Origin of the sequence: Malaciobacter marinus, assembly GCF_003544855.1 — a bacterium.
GTDB lineage: Bacteria > Campylobacterota > Campylobacteria > Campylobacterales > Arcobacteraceae > Malaciobacter > Malaciobacter marinus.
Window position 1 is genome coordinate 1798886 of the sequence record NZ_CP032101.1, and the last position, 17472, is coordinate 1816357.

Annotated in this window: 16 protein-coding genes; 3 read left to right on the forward strand and 13 right to left on the reverse strand. The window is 28.6% G+C overall.

From position 1 onward, the window contains the following. Positions 1-89 precede the first annotated feature (89 nt). Positions 90-2417 carry an ABC transporter permease gene (locus AMRN_RS08765; RefSeq protein ID WP_165772828.1) on the forward strand — a complete coding sequence of 776 codons (2328 nt, stop codon included), beginning with the start codon at positions 90-92 and terminating at the stop codon, positions 2415-2417. Positions 2418-2440: 23 nt separating this feature from the next. Here the strand turns inward: AMRN_RS08765 and AMRN_RS08770 are convergent, their stop codons facing one another. The 7 genes from AMRN_RS08770 to AMRN_RS08800 all read right to left on the reverse strand — a co-directional run bounded on the left by AMRN_RS08770 (position 2441) and on the right by AMRN_RS08800 (position 9065). Then, complete coding sequence (locus AMRN_RS08770) at positions 2441-3208, reverse strand: TIGR02757 family protein (RefSeq protein ID WP_099310301.1); 768 nt, start codon at positions 3206-3208, stop codon at positions 2441-2443. A gap of 78 nt (positions 3209-3286) precedes the next feature. Next, positions 3287-3604, reverse strand: a complete 318-nt coding sequence (locus AMRN_RS08775; protein ID WP_099310302.1) for a Na+/H+ antiporter subunit G — start codon at positions 3602-3604, stop codon at positions 3287-3289. Positions 3605-3615: 11 nt separating this feature from the next. Then, entirely contained in the window at positions 3616-3885 is a 270-nt protein-coding gene (locus tag AMRN_RS08780) for a K+/H+ antiporter subunit F (protein WP_099310303.1), read from the reverse strand. Beyond that, positions 3879-4379 carry a Na+/H+ antiporter subunit E gene (locus AMRN_RS08785; RefSeq protein ID WP_099310304.1) on the reverse strand — a complete coding sequence of 167 codons (501 nt, stop codon included), beginning with the start codon at positions 4377-4379 and terminating at the stop codon, positions 3879-3881. Before AMRN_RS08785 ends, AMRN_RS08780 begins: the two co-directional genes overlap by 7 nt. After that, complete coding sequence (locus AMRN_RS08790; protein WP_099310305.1) at positions 4376-5896, reverse strand: monovalent cation/H+ antiporter subunit D; 1521 nt, start codon at positions 5894-5896, stop codon at positions 4376-4378. The genes AMRN_RS08785 and AMRN_RS08790 overlap by 4 nt, the downstream gene beginning before the upstream one ends. Further along, entirely contained in the window at positions 5896-6240 is a 345-nt protein-coding gene (locus AMRN_RS08795; protein WP_099310306.1) for a Na+/H+ antiporter subunit C, read from the reverse strand. The genes AMRN_RS08790 and AMRN_RS08795 overlap by 1 nt, the downstream gene beginning before the upstream one ends. Further along, entirely contained in the window at positions 6240-9065 is a 2826-nt protein-coding gene (locus tag AMRN_RS08800; RefSeq protein ID WP_099310307.1) for a monovalent cation/H+ antiporter subunit A, read from the reverse strand. Before AMRN_RS08800 ends, AMRN_RS08795 begins: the two co-directional genes overlap by 1 nt. 237 nt (positions 9066-9302) lie before the next feature. Between AMRN_RS08800 and AMRN_RS08805 the strand changes: the two genes are divergently transcribed. Then, positions 9303-10127: an SDR family NAD(P)-dependent oxidoreductase gene (locus AMRN_RS08805; protein ID WP_099310308.1), complete on the forward strand. Its 825-nt coding sequence runs from the start codon at positions 9303-9305 to the stop codon at positions 10125-10127. 30 nt (positions 10128-10157) lie between these two features. Here AMRN_RS08805 and AMRN_RS08810 read toward each other — a convergent pair whose 3' ends face one another. The 5 genes from AMRN_RS08810 to AMRN_RS08830 all read right to left on the reverse strand — a co-directional run bounded on the left by AMRN_RS08810 (position 10158) and on the right by AMRN_RS08830 (position 15072). Then, on the reverse strand, positions 10158-11822 hold the full coding sequence (locus AMRN_RS08810; protein WP_099310330.1) for a Na+/H+ antiporter NhaC family protein: 1665 nt from the start codon (positions 11820-11822) through the stop codon (positions 10158-10160). A gap of 145 nt (positions 11823-11967) precedes the next feature. After that, positions 11968-12762: an ABC transporter permease gene (locus tag AMRN_RS08815; RefSeq protein WP_099310309.1), complete on the reverse strand. Its 795-nt coding sequence runs from the start codon at positions 12760-12762 to the stop codon at positions 11968-11970. 10 nt (positions 12763-12772) lie between these two features. After that, on the reverse strand, positions 12773-13366 hold the full coding sequence (gene rsmD, locus AMRN_RS08820; protein WP_099310310.1) for a 16S rRNA (guanine(966)-N(2))-methyltransferase RsmD: 594 nt from the start codon (positions 13364-13366) through the stop codon (positions 12773-12775). A gap of 24 nt (positions 13367-13390) precedes the next feature. Next, positions 13391-13909 (reverse strand): 5-(carboxyamino)imidazole ribonucleotide mutase, encoded by a 519-nt coding sequence (gene purE, locus AMRN_RS08825; protein ID WP_099310311.1) that lies wholly within the window; start codon positions 13907-13909, stop codon positions 13391-13393. Beyond that, positions 13906-15072: a 5-(carboxyamino)imidazole ribonucleotide synthase gene (locus tag AMRN_RS08830; RefSeq protein WP_228199124.1), complete on the reverse strand. Its 1167-nt coding sequence runs from the start codon at positions 15070-15072 to the stop codon at positions 13906-13908. Before AMRN_RS08830 ends, purE begins: the two co-directional genes overlap by 4 nt. Positions 15073-15271: 199 nt before the next feature. On the opposite strand from AMRN_RS08830, the gene AMRN_RS08835 reads away from it, so the two are divergent. Next, a complete protein-coding gene (locus AMRN_RS08835) occupies positions 15272-15868 on the forward strand; it encodes a hypothetical protein (protein ID WP_079577462.1) in 597 nt (198 codons plus the stop codon). Positions 15869-15906: 38 nt separating this feature from the next. Here AMRN_RS08835 and rny read toward each other — a convergent pair whose 3' ends face one another. Beyond that, positions 15907-17451, reverse strand: a complete 1545-nt coding sequence (gene rny / locus AMRN_RS08840; protein ID WP_099310331.1) for a ribonuclease Y — start codon at positions 17449-17451, stop codon at positions 15907-15909. Between the last annotated feature and the right edge of the window lie 21 nt (positions 17452-17472).

Here is a 17472-nt window from a genome sequence, read left to right on the forward strand (position 1 = left end):
CACGCTCAAAATCTTTTAGCTTGATATTTATATTAAACTTTTGTTTAACCATAGCATCACTCTCTTATTTACAATTTTTCAAAGGAAGTATGGAAAGCTCACTAGATACAAAAGCAAAAATATTACTTGGTTCTGATCTTGTGGTATCTTCAAGATTTCCTATAACACCACAACAAATAGAAAACATAAAAAACAAACTTCCAAAAATAAAAGATTTTTCACAAGGAGTTTCTACTGTTAGTATGATCTCTTCATCTAAAAGAGCTAGATTGATGGAAGTTGTAAAAATAAATGAGTCTTACCCTTACTATGGAGGATTGGTTTTTAAAGACAAAACAATCTATCCAAAAGGTGAACCTTTACCAAAAGCAAATGAAGTTTGGGTTTCCCAAGAAGTTATTGACCTTCTTGGCTTAAAACTTTTAGAAAAGATAAAAATAGGTAAAGAAAACTTTATCATAAAGAAAATCATTGAAGAAGATAGCTTAAAAACAATAAATTTTTCTGGCTTCATGCCCAAAATTTATATAAGTGAAAAAGGCTTAGAAAAAACAGAGCTTTTGCAGTTTGGTTCTACTGCTAGATACAAACTAAACTTTCTTTTCCAAGATAATCTAGACAATGACACATTGGAAAAAATTGAAAATAAATTAGAAAAAAGTATTGAACAAAACCTAAGAGTACTCTCTCCAAATGATGGGAAAGACCGTTTATTGCGTGTTTTAAACTTCCTTACAGACTTTTTGTCTTTAGTCTCTCTTGTTTCGTTCTTTTTAGGACTTGTGGGGCTTATTTATTTATATTCAGGTTTTTTAAGAAAACATCAAAAAGATATTACAATCTTGAGTGATTTGGGTTTGAGCAAAAAAAATTTAGCAATTACATATATTCTTCATCTATTTATACTAATAACAATTTCAAGTATTATTGTTTTTTCACTTATGGCAATATCTGCACAATTTATAAGTCCAATACTTGAAAAACTTATAGATTTTAATTTTAATTTATCATTGGATTACTATTTTTTCTTAAAATCTTCATTAGTATTATTGCTTTTAAGTTTAAGTATAGGACTTCCTTTGATTTTACCTCTACTTCAAAGAGAAAAACAATCATTTTCAAAAACTATTTTTAGTTTTACTCCTTTTGTTTTACTACTACTACTTATATCACACTTTGTAACACCTAGTAAAAATGTAGGACTTATATTTGCTATAGCAATGCTTTTACTTATTATTTTGTTTTTTACAATTGGCTCATTTATTTTAAAAAGATTTGATTTTGTAGGACATTTAGAAAACTTATCATTATCTTTAGCCTTGAAAAATATTATTAGACAAAGAAAAACATCATTGACTTTATTTACTGCAATTGTTTTATGTACAACATTTTTTAGTCTAATCCCTCAAATAGGATCATCACTATCAACTGCCTTAACTCAAAGTATTGATGAAAGACCTCGCTTTTTTGTTATAGATGCAAAAGAAGAGCAGATTAAAGATATAAAAAATGCAGTTAATAGTATGAATGCAAAATTAGAAAATATCTCACCCATGATTAGAGGAAGAGTAGTAAAAATAAACAATAAAGAAGAGCTTGAAAATACAGCTGTTAATCTCTCATATAGAACTAAATTAAAAAATAGCGAAGAGATTGTTCAAGGCAGAGAGTTTAAAGGAGTTTATAACTCAAAAGACTTTTCAAAACCAATAGAAGTAAGTGTTGAAGAAAGATATGCAAACAGAAGAGGAATAAACTTAGGAGATACTCTTGTATTTGATGTTTTAGGATTAAAACTAAAAGCAGTTGTAGTTAATATAAGAACAGTAAACTGGACAGAATTTGTACCAAACTTCTTTTTGATATTACAAAAAGGAGCCATTGATGATGCACCAAAAACTATTTTAGCCACAATATCAACAGGAGATTATGATGCCTCAAGTATGCTTTTAAAACTCACAGATCTTTTTCCAACCTTAACTGTTATAGATGTAAAAAATCTATTTGAAACTTTTACAAGCCTTGTAAAAAATGTCACTAATGTAACTGAGAAGATGAGTTTATATTCTATCATCGTTGGTCTTCTTATGAGTTTTATTATCATTCAATACCAAATGAATTTACAAAAAAACAATATACTAAGACTAAAAATGATTGGAGTAAAAAATAAAACCATCAGAAACTCTTTTTTAATAGAGTTTGGTCTTATCTCTTTTAGTGCAAGTACATTAGGAATAGTTTTAGGAAGCATAGGCTCTTATATTATAAGTACAATACTCTTTGAGTCATACTGGAATTTTAGAGCCGATATACTTTTACTATATTTTTTCTTTATTCCAGCACTAACCATACTAATAGTTAGCTTTTTTACTTCAAAAATGATTCATCAAAAAGAGAACATTCTTTTTGGTGAATAGTAGGAGTTGTTGAAAAACTCAATTTATAGTATTTGTTCTTGCCCAATTCTATATAGTGCAAAATCATATTTTATTGGGTCTTGATTATCGAACTCTTTTAGTTTTTGTGTTAGTAATATTGCAGATTTTAGATCATATGTTTTTCTTTGAAGTAGTCCTAATTTTTGTGATACTTTAAAGGTGTGTGTATCAAGGGGGATTATCAAGTCTTTTTTATCAACTTTTTTCCATAATCCTAAATCTAAGTTATCATCTCTTACCATCCATCTTAAAAACATATTCCATCTTTTATATGGGGCGTTTCCTATTTGTTTGATTTGTAAGTTTTTATCTCTTTTAAATGGGCTTGATACTAAAAAAGTAAAGCCTTGTGAGTTATAGTTTGATACTTCATGGATTTGTTTTATCAATGTATCTAGACCGTCTAAAATGCTGTTTTCTTTTTTATAACCTTGTAAAAAGATATCATTCAAACTATTTGTTTGTTTTAATCTTCTAAATGTTTTAAAGATTGTTTTTACATCAGTACTATTTTGAAACCTATAATAAAACTTATCAAGTTCTTTTTCAATAACTTCTTCTTTTTCATCTAAAAGTTCAAAGTTTAAACTATCTAAAAACTTTACTATTAAAGAGGCTTTTCCATATCCAAAAAGTGCGCATAATAAAATTGTATATTCATCTTTGTATCTACTTGCTACTAAAAGTGGGTCAGGTTTTTCATATGAAAGTTCACAATCGCTATTTCTTGTGCAAACTTCACTATCTAAAAGTTTTTTGATATCTTGCATTATTTTGCCTAAAAAATTTATTTTATATGTAGTAATAAAAAGTAACTATTATTTTTAAAGAAAAACAGATAATTTTATCTATTTTTCTTCTGCTTCTTTAATTTTTTCTTCATTTTTTTTGATATGTATTGCAGACTTTGCCATCAAGTGAGCACTAATTGGCGCTGTTATAAATAAAAACAATGTTATTAAAACTTCATGTAAACTAAGCTCTCCTGTTGTAAATGTAAAATACAATGTTGAGGCTACTAAAACTGCACCTACTCCTAAAGTTGTTGCTTTTGTAGGGGCATGTAATCTTGTAAAGAAATCAGGTAATTTTACTAATCCTATAGAACCAACAAGAGTAAAAAAAGCACCTAAAAAAATAAGTAATGATATGATAAATTCAAACATAAAATCTCCTGTTATTCCATAATATCGCCACGCAACAAATATTTACTAAGCGCAACTGTTCCTACAAATCCCATAACTGCAATTAATAATGCAGCTTCAAAATATAATGTGTTTCCAAGATGTAAACTATATATTATTAAAAGTGCTATTGAATTAATATATAGTGTATCAAGTGAAAGTATTCTATCAGCAACACTTGGACCAACAATCAATCTATATATATTAAATATCATTGCTATTGTAATCATTACAAATGCTATTGGTAATACAAATTCTAACATGATTTAAATACCTCCATCAAAGGTTTTTCATACCTTTTTTTTATCTCTTTTATTGTCTTTTTTTCATCATCAATAACTAAACCATGAATAATTAAGTATTTTCTATCTTCACTTAAATCACAACTAACTGTTCCAGGAGTTAGTGATATAGTACTTGCAAGTGTACTAATACCTAAAGGGTGCTTTATATCAAGAGGTAAATTAAAAAAAGTTGGTTTCAAATTACTATTTGGTCCAATTACTTGTTTTGCAACTGTTAAATTAGCAACAACTATATCATAAATCACAAGAAGTGAAAACTTTAAAAAAGTTAATGGATTTCTAATATAGACTGTTTCTGGCCAAAAACTTGATGTAAACCAAGGAATTAATACAGCCAAAAATGCACCTAATAATATATGCCCAGGTGCAATAGTATTATTTAATAAAAGCCAAATCACTACTAAAATAATACTTAAAATTGGGTGGGGTAAAATTCTATTTTTATTTTTCATTTTATTACCTCTTCAATATTGATTACAGTTGTTATATACTTACTTGTATCAAATAGATTTGCTGCTATTGTATTTGTAAATTCTGTAATTGGGTTTGCAAATATTACTAATAATGGAGCAAATAAAAATAAAAAGAATATTGAAGCTAAAGTTGATTTTGATAGCTTGTACTCATCTAAAGGCTCTACATCTAAAGTTGTATCATAAAATATTGCTGAACCACTTTTTGATAAAGCTATAATAATCAATAAACTACTAATAAGAACTACTGATAAAATTATTGCTGTATGTGTATGTTCTAAAGAAGCTGATAAAATCATTATTTTTCCAAAGAATCCTGATAAAGGTGGTAATCCAGCAACTGCAACTGCAAATATAAAAAATAATGCACCAATAATAATTGCTTCTTTAAATATTGGCATTTGTTTATCAAAATATCCTGTAGTTCTAGCTTTTAGTATTACATCTGCAACTAAGAAAAATCCAGCTGCAAGAAAAGTTGAATGAATCATATAATAAATTGCTCCACCCAAAGCATCTTGAGAATTAATTCCAATTGCTATTAATAAAATACTAACAGAAGTCAATACTAAATATGCAACTTGATTTCTAATCTCTTTTGAAGCTAGGACACCAAATGTTGCTAAAGTTAATGTTATAAGTCCTATGTTTAAAACCCAAGGTATATAATAGTATGCTAATTCACCTGCATTTTCACCAAATATTGTTCCATGCACTCTAATGATTGCATATAAACCTACTTTTGTCATAATTGCAAATAGTGCTGCTACTGGAGCACTTGTCTTTCCATATGCACTTGGCAACCATAAATATAAAGGAAACATAGCTGATTTCAATCCAAAAACTACAAGTAACAATAAACCAGCAGCAGCTACTACACTTATATTTTCTGAATCCAATAATGAAACTTTGTATGCCATATCAGCAATATTTAAAGTACCTAAAATTCCATATAAAGTACCAACTGCAAATAAAAATAGTGTTGAACCTATTAGATTAATAATCACATAATGCAAACCTGCTTTTGTTCTTCCTTCTGCTTTTCCATGTAAAAGTAAACTATAACTTGCTAAAAGTAAGATTTCAAAGAATACAAATAGATTAAAAATATCTCCTGTTAAAAATGCCCCATTTAATCCAAATATTTGTAATTGAAATAAAGAGTGAAAATGTACTCCCTCTTTATCTATCTTTTCACTTATTGCATACCATAATGCACCAAAAGCTAAAAGTGATGTAATACTAACCATCAAAATTGACAATGAGTCTAAAACTAATACAATCCCAAAAGGAGCTTCCCAATTACCTAGTTTATAAACTAAAACTTCTTCTGTTGAAGTGATATCTATTAATGTAAAAATAGATACAAAAATTAAAGCTATGATAGATAAAAGTGAAATTGTTTGCCCTACTTTAAATCCATACCTTTTAGTAATAAGAATTGAAAAAGCAGCTATTAAAGGTATTAGAATAGGTATTATTGGTGTATGTGTCATTATTTATCTCCATCCTTATCTAAAACTTTTCCATCTACATGGTCACTTTTTAATTCACCATATGCTTTTAAAGATAAAACAATCACAAAAGCTGTCATACCAAAACTAATCACAATAGCTGTTAATACTAAAGCTTGAGGCAATGGATCTGAATAGTTTGATACATTTTCTTGTATTATTGCTGCTTGATTTATATTTAATCTACCCATTGCAAATAAAAATAAGTTAACTGCATAAGCTAAGAAAGTCAATCCTAAAACTACAGGAAATGTTCTAGCTCTTAGTGTTAAGAAAACTCCAACACCTGTTAGTACTGCAATAATTAATGCTAATAATATTTCCATTAGTTTTCACCTTCTTTATTATTATTTTCTTCACTTTGTAAATGAGACTCTTTACTTAACTTACCAAGTTGTAAAAGTATTAAAACAGTTGAGCCAACAACAACTAAAAATACACCTAAATCAAAGGCAATTGCACTTGCAAGTTCAAACTCGCCTACAATTGGCCAATGAACATGAGTAAAGGTAGTAGTTAAAAATGGATAATCTATCACCATTGAAACTAAACCTGTAAGTGTTGCTATTAACAAACCAAATGAAATTAAAGTCTCTTTTTCAAATCTTAATCTAGCTTTTGTCCAATCAATTCCATTTGCTAAATACTGCACAATTAAAGCAACTGCTGCAATTAATCCTGCAATAAATCCACCACCTGGTAAATTATGTCCTCTTAAAAAGATATAAACAGCAACCATCAACATTAAAGGAAGAACTAGTCTTGTTACAGTTTGCATCATAGGTGGATGCATATCTGTTGACCAAGCAAAACCTCTATCATCATATTTTGGTGCATAAAGTTTAAGACCTTGAAGCATAGAAAAAATTCCAAGTCCTGCTATTGCTAAAACTGTTATTTCTCCTAATGTATCAAATCCTCTAAAATCAACTAATATTACATTAACAACATTAGTTCCACCACCACCTGATACAGAGTTTTCTAAAAAGAAATTCCCTATTGTTGTATATTCTCTACTTAATACTGCTAAAGTTAAAACAAAAACTCCCATTGCAGCTAAAATTGAGATAATCAAATCTTTATTAATTCTTGTGTTTGATGACTCTTTTGGAGTAGTTTGTGGCAAATAATATAATGCTAATAGTATTAATATTATCGTTACTACTTCTACACTTAATTGTGTTAGTGCTAAATCAGGAGCTGAAAATTTAATAAATATCAAAGATACAATTAGTCCCACTACTCCAATTGATATTAATGCAAGCAATTTTTTATGATGATAGATTGCAGTTACAAAAGTGGAAACTATCAAAATACAAACAGCAACTATACTAACCCAATCTATACTTAAAAATTCTCTATTCCCAAGTAATGAAGAATCCCCATAATTAAATCCAAAGAAACCTACAAATAAAGAAGCGACTAAGAACCAACTTATCATACTTTGAAGTGAGTTTTTATCAAAAAATGAAGTAACTTTACTTGCAAAAGAAAATATGAAATTAATTGTTCCATCAAAAGGAACTCTTGCATCTATTCTTGCAACATATTTTTCATATAATAAATAACTTTTTTCTCTTTTTGAATATAAAAAGATACCACCTAAAAAGGCAAGAATACTCATAATTAAAGGTGCATTAAAACCATGCCAAATTGCAAGTGAATACTCAGGTAAAGGAGTTTGTAAAGATCCCATAACAGCAGTTGCTAGTAAAGGTGCAATAGTAAAAGCAGGAATAGATCCAACAACAAGACAAGTAATTACAAGTAAATCAACAGGAATTTTCATAAATATTGGAGGTTCATGGGGTTGTTTTGGTAAATCTTTTAATTTACCATTAAAAAAGATATCATGAATAAATCTTAAAGAATAAGCCACAGAAAAAATTGCTGCTAATATTGCTAATAAAGGTGTAATGATATTAAATAATTCAGCATCTTTTAATGCTCTTTCAAAAAACATCTCTTTGGATAAAAATCCATTTAATAAAGGAACTCCTGCCATTGCAGATGCTGCAACCATTGCAAGGGTGGCAGTATGAGGCATATATGCCCAAAGTCCACTTAATTTTCGCATATCTCTAGTTCCTGCTTCATGGTCAATTATTCCTGCAACCATAAATAATGATGCCTTAAATGTTGCATGATTTATAATATGAAATATTGCTGCAACTGTTGCAAGGGGAGTTGATAGACCAAATAAAAATGTAATTAAACCCAAGTGACTAATTGTTGAATAAGCTAATAATCCCTTTATATCATGTTTAAACATAGCACTAAAAGCACCTATTAATAAAGTCAACAATCCTCCAATACCAACAATTAAAACCCATTCTGTTGTTCCACTTAAAGATGGATATAATCTAGCTAGTAAAAAGATTCCTGCTTTTACCATTGTTGCAGAGTGTAAATATGCTGAAACTGGTGTTGGTGCAGACATTGCATGAGGAAGCCAAAAATGGAAAGGAAATTGTGCTGATTTTGTAAATACTCCTAAAAGTATTAAAAAAATAATTGGGGTATAAAGTTCATGGGATTTTATAAGTTCTGCATTTGCAAGTATATCAGTTAAATTATAACTACCTACTATATGCCCAAGCATTAAAACCCCACCAAGCATTGCAAGACCACCAGCACCAGTGATAGTAAGTGCCATTTTTGCACCATCTCTACCCTCAGCTTTATGTTGCCAATAACTAATTAGTAAAAAAGAGCTAAGAGAAGTCAACTCCCAAAAAACAACTAATTGCAATATATTTTCTGATAAAACAATACCAAGCATTGAGCCCATAAATAGAAGTAAATATGAATAAAATCTACCCATACAATCTTTTTCACTTATATAATATCTAGCATATATAATTACTAAAAGTCCAATACCTAAAATCAAACATGCAAATAAAAGTCCTAAACCATCTAGTCTAAAAGCAAAATCTAATCCAAGTGATTCAATCCATACCCAAGATTGTATTGTAGTAATACCATCAAAAGGAAGCTTTATATATTGTAGTAATACTAAAAAAGATAGTATCGTACTAACTCCCGCTCCCCATGCAGAAGCGAGTCTATTATACTTTGCTAAATAAGCAACAAAGGGTGCTGCAATAAACGGTAAAAGTACTATTATAGGCAAGCCTATTGTTTCTGACATAATTTTCCCTATTTGTGTTAAGTTTTTTTATTTTATCCAAGTTTTTATTAAATTTTCTTTGCCAAAAAATCTTATAATTAAATTATTTTTTCTAATAATTAATTTAATATTTTGATTAACTTAATTAAAAGTTTTTCATTTGGTATAATAACAACGATATAATATAAAAAGAGATTAAATGAAATATAAACAAACAAAAAAAATAATTATTATTTATAATAATTTAGGTAAAAATTAATGGAAAATATTTTAATAACAGGCTGTTCTACAGGCATTGGTTTTGAAACTGCAAAAGTGTTAAAAAATCATGGATTTAAAGTTTATGCAACAGCAAGAAAAGAAAAAGATGTAGAAATTTTAAAAAATTTAGGATTTATAAGTTATAAATTAGATATAACAAAACCTGAAAATATAAAAGATATTCTTGATAAAATATTAAAAGAAGATGGAAAATTATCTGCTGTTTTTAATAATGCAGGTTATGGACAACCAGGAGCTGTTGAAGATGTAAAAACAGAAGTTTTAAAAGAACAATTTGAAACAAATCTTTTTGGTTTACACGAAATGACAATTCAAACTATGAAGATATTTAGAAAACAAGGTTTTGGAAAAATAATTCAACATAGTTCAGTACTAGGTATAATTTCACTTAAATTTAGAGGTGCATATAATTCAAGTAAATATGCAATTGAAGGTCTTACTGATACTTTAAGACAAGAGTTAATTGGAAGTAATATAAGTGTGAGTTTGATTAATACAGGACCTGTTACTTCAAAGTTTAGAGAAAATGCTTTAAAAATGTTTAATAAAAATATAATAATTGAAGATAGTTTTTTTGAATCTACATATAAAAATGAAGTAAAAAAAAGGTTAGAATCAACTGATGATACAAAAGCACCTTTTAATCTTCCTGCAACTTCTGTTGCAAATGTAGTATTAAAAATAATGAATAGTAAAAAGCCAAAACCTAGATACTATGTGACTAAAGCTACACATATTTTAGGTTTTGCAAAAAGAGTTTTAAGTACAAATTTACTTGATAAACTATTAAATAGAGTATAGTATAAAAAAAGAGTAAAACTCTTTTTTTATTTATGCTTTTTGATTTAAAAAGGGTTTCCCATAAAATCTAATTGTTAAAATAATAACAACGATTCCTAAAGGAAGTAAAATAGTAGCTGAGTATCCTAATGCCGCTGGAATATATCCAAAAATAATAGCAACAGCACCTACAAATAAAGCGTATGGTAACTGTGTAGAAATATGATCCATATGGTCACAACTAGCACCCATTGATGAAAGAATTGAAGTATCAGAGATTGGTGAACAGTGATCTCCAAAAATCGCACCTGTTAAAACAGCACCAATATTTAAAATAATATAATCACCTAAAGCAACAGGTTCTAAACCAACATGAAGTCCAACAGCATTTGCTAAAGGAATAGTCAAAGGCATCAAAATTCCCATAGTACCATATGATGTACCAGTTGAAAATGAAATAATCGAACCTAATATAAAAATAATAGATGGTAAAATAAATTGAGGAGTAGAATCAGATAATAAAGATACCAAATAAACTGATGTTCCAAGATCTTTAATAATAGCAGAGATTGACCAAGCTAAAATTAAAATAACAGCAGTAATAACTAAAGCCTTTACTCCTAATACCCATGTTTCAAGTGCTTCACTTAAATTAAATATTTTCTGTTGCATCCCCATTGCAATAGCCACAATTGAAGCAAAAAGTGCAGCTTCAAAAAGTACAATAGAAGCATCAGCAGCACCAAAACAATCTCTAATTGAACTAAATGCATATGGATTAGCTTGAACAGCTTTTAATGTTTCACCCTCTAAAGAACTCATTCCATTAAAATAAAATCCTAAAAATGCAACAATAATCAATGAAAAAATAGGAATTATAGCATTCCACATTGAATATTCAACATCTTCTTTAGGAGCAAGAGTTGATGATTCTTGATTTAAGTGTTCTTCTTGTCTTTTATGTCTTGAAACCTTACCTGTATTAGCAGCTCTAATTGCAGCTGTTCTCATAGGTCCAAACTCTCTTAAAAAATATGCAGAGAAGAAAACAAATGCTAGCATTAAAATATTGTAAAATCTATATGGAATAGTTTCAACAAAAATAGCATAAGCATTTATATTAGGTTGTCCAATCATTACATAAGCATCTTTTATAAGTGAAATTTCATATCCTATCCATGTAGAAATAAGTGCAATACCAGCAATTGGCGCAGCAGTTGCATCAATAACAAATGCTAACTTTTCCCTTGCAATTTTTAACTTATCTGTAACAGGTCTCATAATTGGACCAATAATTAAAGAGTTTGCATAATCATCAAAAAAGATAAAAAACCCCATTAACCAAGTATATATTTGAGCACTAGCAGGTGTTTTTGCTTTTTTTGCAAGTTTTTGTGCAATTGCTCTTGGGCCACCCATTTTAGTAATTACTGCAATTAGTCCACCAATAGTAAGAACTTGTAGAATAATTCCTGCATTCCATGAGTCAGCCATTGATCCAATCATCTTTCTAACTAGATCCACAAACGCACCTGCAAATGCTTGAAAAATATTTCCATCCACTACATTTACCATAAATGTTCCCACAAAAATACCCATAAATAGTGAAAAAATCACATTTCTAGTAATAAAAGCTAATACAATTGCAACCAAAGGAGGAAGTAAGGTCCACACTCCAAACAATTCAGCATTAGCATTCTTATCAGCTAATAGCATTACGGGTAAAAATGCTACTAACAACACGCTTTTTGTTAATCTATTCAAATTAAAATCTCCGTTTAAAAAATTTTGCTATTTTAACATAAAAATCATTTAATTGTTATTTGTAAGTTTCAATTACTTTAAATAAAAGCTATGATTATTATAAAATATCTTTGGTATTTGCTTTTTGTTGTAAAAAATCTGAAATTTGAATTAAAGAAAAAGTAACAAGAAATATCATAAGACCAGGGAAAAAACTAACCCACCAAGCTATATCAATTACAGCTTTTCCATCACTTAATAAACTACCCCAAGACATATTTGGAGGATTAATACCAAGTCCTAAAAATGAAAGTCCAGACTCTGCTAAAATTGCACCGCCTACTGTAAAAGTAAAAGATATTAAAAAAAGTGGTGCTAAAAGTGGAGCAAAATATTTAAATATTATCTTACTATTTGATACCTTTGCTAATTTTAATATTTTAATATATGGCTTATTGGAAATAGCAAAACTTTCACTTCTAATAAGTCTTGCCATTCCCATCCATCCTGTTATTGAAATAACAATAATTAAGATTATTGTTGAAGCTTGAATATATGAAACCAATGCTAAAAGTAAAAAAAATGTAGGAAAAGTTAAAAATAAATCAATCAAAATTATTATTGATTTATCTATTTTACCTTTAAAGTATCCAGCATTTATTCCAATAAAAAGTCCAATCAATGAAGTAATAATTGCAGATAAAAACCCTATAATTAGTGATGTTTGTCCACCTTGAAGAACCCTTGCTAGAATATCCCTTCCTAATCTATCAGTTCCTAAAGGATGAGAAAGAGAAGGTGAAGACAAAATCTCACTTGGATTTAATGCATATGCAGATGTAGTATAAATATATGGAAGAAAAAATACCATTAATATCAGTGATACAAGTATAACAACTGCAATTTTAAACATTGACTAACTCTTATTTATAAATATAATATGATAATGAACTTTTACCAAATTTTTTTGTTTTCTTAAGTTTAAAAAGCCCTAATTCTTCTGGCATTTCTAAGCTTGTTACATGTTCAAAAGTAATCATATAAATATTTTCATTTTTTATATTTCTTACAATTTCAAAAGAGTTTTCATAAATATCATCCATCCCATCTCTAAAATCAAATGGAGGATCAATATAAACAATTAATTCATCACTTGAATTTTTTAGACTATTAAGTATTGATGGTAATTGAATAAAAGTATCTGCATGCATTGTTTGACACTTACTTGCTTCTATTAAGTTACAATTTCTAACTAATGTTGAATAAGAGTTTTTATCTTTTTCTACAAAATATGCTCTTTTAGCATCTCTACTTATTGCTTCTAAGCCTATACTTCCACTTCCAGCAAATGCTTCTATAAAAATCTTATCTATTATATCAAACTGCAATACATTAAAAAATGACTCTTTTAATCTTGCTTTTGAACTTCTTGTAACATCAAGAGATGGAAGTTCAATCTTTTTACCCTTATATTTTCCTGCTATTATTTGTGTTGTTAATATATTGTTATTTTTCATATTTCCTAAAACTTATCTTTAAAATTACATTGTTTTTAAATACTGTTCGTATTTAACATCTTCTAGTTTATCAATCTTTGTTTGTACCTCATCAAGCATTTTTTCTTTATACTCTTTGATTTTTTTTCTAGTATCTTTGCTTTTTACACCAAGTATTTGGGCAGCTAATATTCCTGCATTTTTTGCACCATTGATTGCAACTGTTGCAACAGGAACTCCTCCTGGCATTTGAACAATAGATAAAAGTGAATCCATACCCTCTAAAGAAGAACCTTTCACAGGTACACCAATTACAGGAAGTGGTGTAAGTGAAGCAACCATACCAGGTAAATGTGCAGCACCACCAGCACCAGCAATAATTACTCGAAGTCCTCTTTTTTCTGCACTTTCTGAATATTTCACTAATCTTTTTGGTGTTCTATGTGCTGATACTATTGTAACTTCATACTCAATACCAAACTCTTCACACATTTGTGCAGCTGCTTTCATAACTGGAAGATCAGAATCACTTCCCATAATAATTCCAACTAATGGCTTACTCATATTTTTTTGCTCCCTTTAATCTTTAAAATATTTTTTGCTTTATTTGCTTTTTCTAAAGCTTTATTTATATCATCATCTAAAACAGTAATATGTCCCATTTTTCTAAATGGCTTTGTTACACTTTTTCCATAAAAATGAAAAGATAACTCAGGAATAGCAAGTGCTTCATGAATTCCTTCAATAAATGGCTCACCCTCATATCCCTCTTCTCCAAGTAAATTAACCATCACAGAAGCAGATATAAGTTTTGTTGAACCTAAAGGTAAGTTTGTAACAGCTCTAATTATCTGTTCAAACTGAGATGTAGCACATGATTCAACTGTATAATGACCTGAATTATGAGGTCTTGGAGCTATCTCATTTACTAAAACCTCGCCTTTTTTAGTTAAAAATAACTCAACTCCAAAAATACCAACACCATCAAGTGCTTTAATTGATTGTGTAGATATTTCAATGGCTTTTTCTTCAATCTCTTTTGAAATTCTAGCAGGAGCCATCACACTATCACAAATATTTACTCTTTCATCAAATAACATTTCAACTACTGGATAACATTTAATCTCACCCTCAATATTTCTAGCAACAATAATTGCCAACTCTTTATCAATATCAACTAATTCTTCAATAAATGATTCAGTTTTTATACAATTTTTCATATCTTCTGGTGTTTTTAACATTTGAACACCTTTTCCATCATAACCACCAAATTTAGTTTTTTGGATTACAGGGAAACCAAAAGAAGCTAAGTCCTCTTGAGTTTTTACATCTTTATATGCAGGAACAGCAATACCTTTATCATTAAGAAGTTTTTTTTGTTCATATTTATTTTGTATTAACTCCATTACATAAGGAGAAGGATGAATATTATGCCCTTTATCAAATAACTCTTTTAAAACAGATGTATCAATATGCTCTAATTCAAATGTAGTAACATCACTCTCTTCTACTATTTTTGTTAGTTTTTCTTTATCATAAAATCCAGCAATAATTTGTTTATCTGAAACTTGAGCAGCAGGACAATTAGGTGTTGGATCTAAAATTGTCACATGAAAACCCATTTTTTTTGCTTTTTGAGACATTATTCTACCTAATTGTCCCCCACCTATAATTCCTAATTTTAACCTTGAATAGTTAAAGTTTTTATCCATTAATAATTTCTCCATATAAATTTTTGCTATTAAAAAATAGCACCAAGCATTTTAAGTTAGTAAATTGTCATTTAGTACTATATTATATCAAGTCCTTCTTTAAAAGTTGTTCACCCAAGATAAAATGGCTTCTGTTTAAACTTTGTTAATAAATGAATAAATATTCATTAAGAAAAAAAATGTACAATTAAAAAAAACAAGGAGTAAAAAAGAAGTGAAAAAAAAATTTAATTTATCACAAACATTTAGAAAGTGGCATAGAGATTTAGGTTATTTAGTTATAGGAATTACAATTGTATATTCTCTTTCAGGGATTATGTTATCATTTAGAGATCTACATATTTTTGAAAAAGAGTATATGCTTACAAGTAAAATTGAAAAAAATCTAAAAAATCCAGAAGATAGTTTCATAGATAGTTTTATAAAAAATGAAGAAAAATCAAATTTACCAAGTCATGTAGTTAAAAAATCAGTTATTGATTCACTAAAACAAATAGAAAATACAGATACATATATAAAATATCAAATTTCTAGAAAAAAAGATTTGAAAACCATAACTTATTATAAAAATAGTGGAGAGGTAATATACTCTATTAGCGCTTACCCTACTTTTATTAAGCCTTTTATTGATGCCCATAAATCATCATCACAAGACAAATGGTTATACCTTTCATTGACATATTCAGTAATACTTTTTTTCTTAGCAATATCTGCTATTTTTATGGTTAAAGGAAAAAATGGATTTAGACAAAGGGGAGTTTATTTAACTCTTTTAGGAATTATTTTAATAGCTTTATTTTTATATATATAATCTTATGCATTTTGCATAAGATTATATTTTTAAGTTATTTATCTAGCATAACTTTCTGCTCGTGATTCTCTAATAACATTAACTTTAATTTCGCCAGGATATTGAACTTTTGTTTCAATATCTTGTGCAATTTCATTTGCAAGAAGTACCGCTTCATCATCATTTATCAATTCTGCTTTTACGATAACTCTCACTTCCCTTCCTGCGTTAATTGCAAATGCATTTAACACACCTGTTTTACTAGTTGAAATATTTTCAACCTCTTCTACTCTTCTTAAAAAGCTTTCTAATACTTCTCTTCTAGCCCCAGGTCTTGCAGCACTTAAAGCATCAGCTGCACATACTGCTGCACTTTCTACATTTATTGGTTCTTCATGTCCATGATGAGCATAAATTGCATTGATTACAGTTTCATTTTCATCATATCGTTTACACATTTCTGCACCTAAATGTACATGTGAACCTGGCATATCATGAGTTAAAGCTTTTCCTATATCATGTAAAAGTCCTGCTCTTCTTGCTAGGATTGTATCTCCACCCATTTGTGCAGCTAATAATCCAGCTAAATTTGCAACTTCTAAAGTATGTTTTAAAGCGTTTTGACCATATGAAGCTCTATATCTTAGTCTTCCTACTAGTTTCACAAGTTCTGGGTGCATAGAAGTAATTCCAAGTTCTAAAATAACATCTTCACCCTCTTTTAAGATATTTTTATCAAACTCATGTTTTACTTTTTTATAAATCTCTTCTATTCTTGCTGGTTGAATTCTTCCATCTTCTAGCAACTCTTCTATCGTTCTTGTAGCTATTGCTCTTCTGTATAGATTAAAAGAAGAAATAGTAATTGTATTTGGAGTATCATCAATAATAATATCTACACCTAAAAGCATCTCTAAAGCTTTTATATTTCTTCCTTCTTTACCAATAATTTTACCTTTAGTTTCTTCATCACTTAATGGTAAATTATTAATCAGCCTCTCAGCAGCAAACTCACCTGCATATCTTGTAACTGCTTGAGATAACATATTATTTATCTCATCTTTTGCGTTAGTTTCTGCTGCTTTGTATTGTCTTCTAAAAATAGAAGCTATTTGAGCTCTACTATCTTCTTTAACTTTTTCAAGCATAAGTTTTTTTGCCTCTTCAAGAGTAAGTCCAGAGGCATTTTCTAGAACTTTTATTGCTTTACTTATTTTTTCATCATAAGTTTTTTGTTGTTTTTTTAAGCCTTCTTTAATTGTAGTTATTTTTTTATTTTTTTCCACAATTTCAGCTTTTTGTTCTTTTATAACTTTAAGTTCAGATTCTAAATGTTTATTTAGCTCTTTTTCTTTTTTTTCAATTTGAAAAAGCATATCATCATACTCTTTCTTTGCTGCTCTAAACTCTTTGTCATAATCTCTTTTTGCTTTAACTTGAGCATCTTTTAATATTACTTCTGCTTCATGCTCAATAACTTTTGCTTTTGCTTTTGCTTGTTCGATTAAAATATCAAACTTAGCACTATAAAACTTTTTTACTATTAATACACTAATCAAAGCTGTAAGAAGTGCTGTTATAACACCTACAACAATTGATTCCATCATTATTAAATCCATATTCAA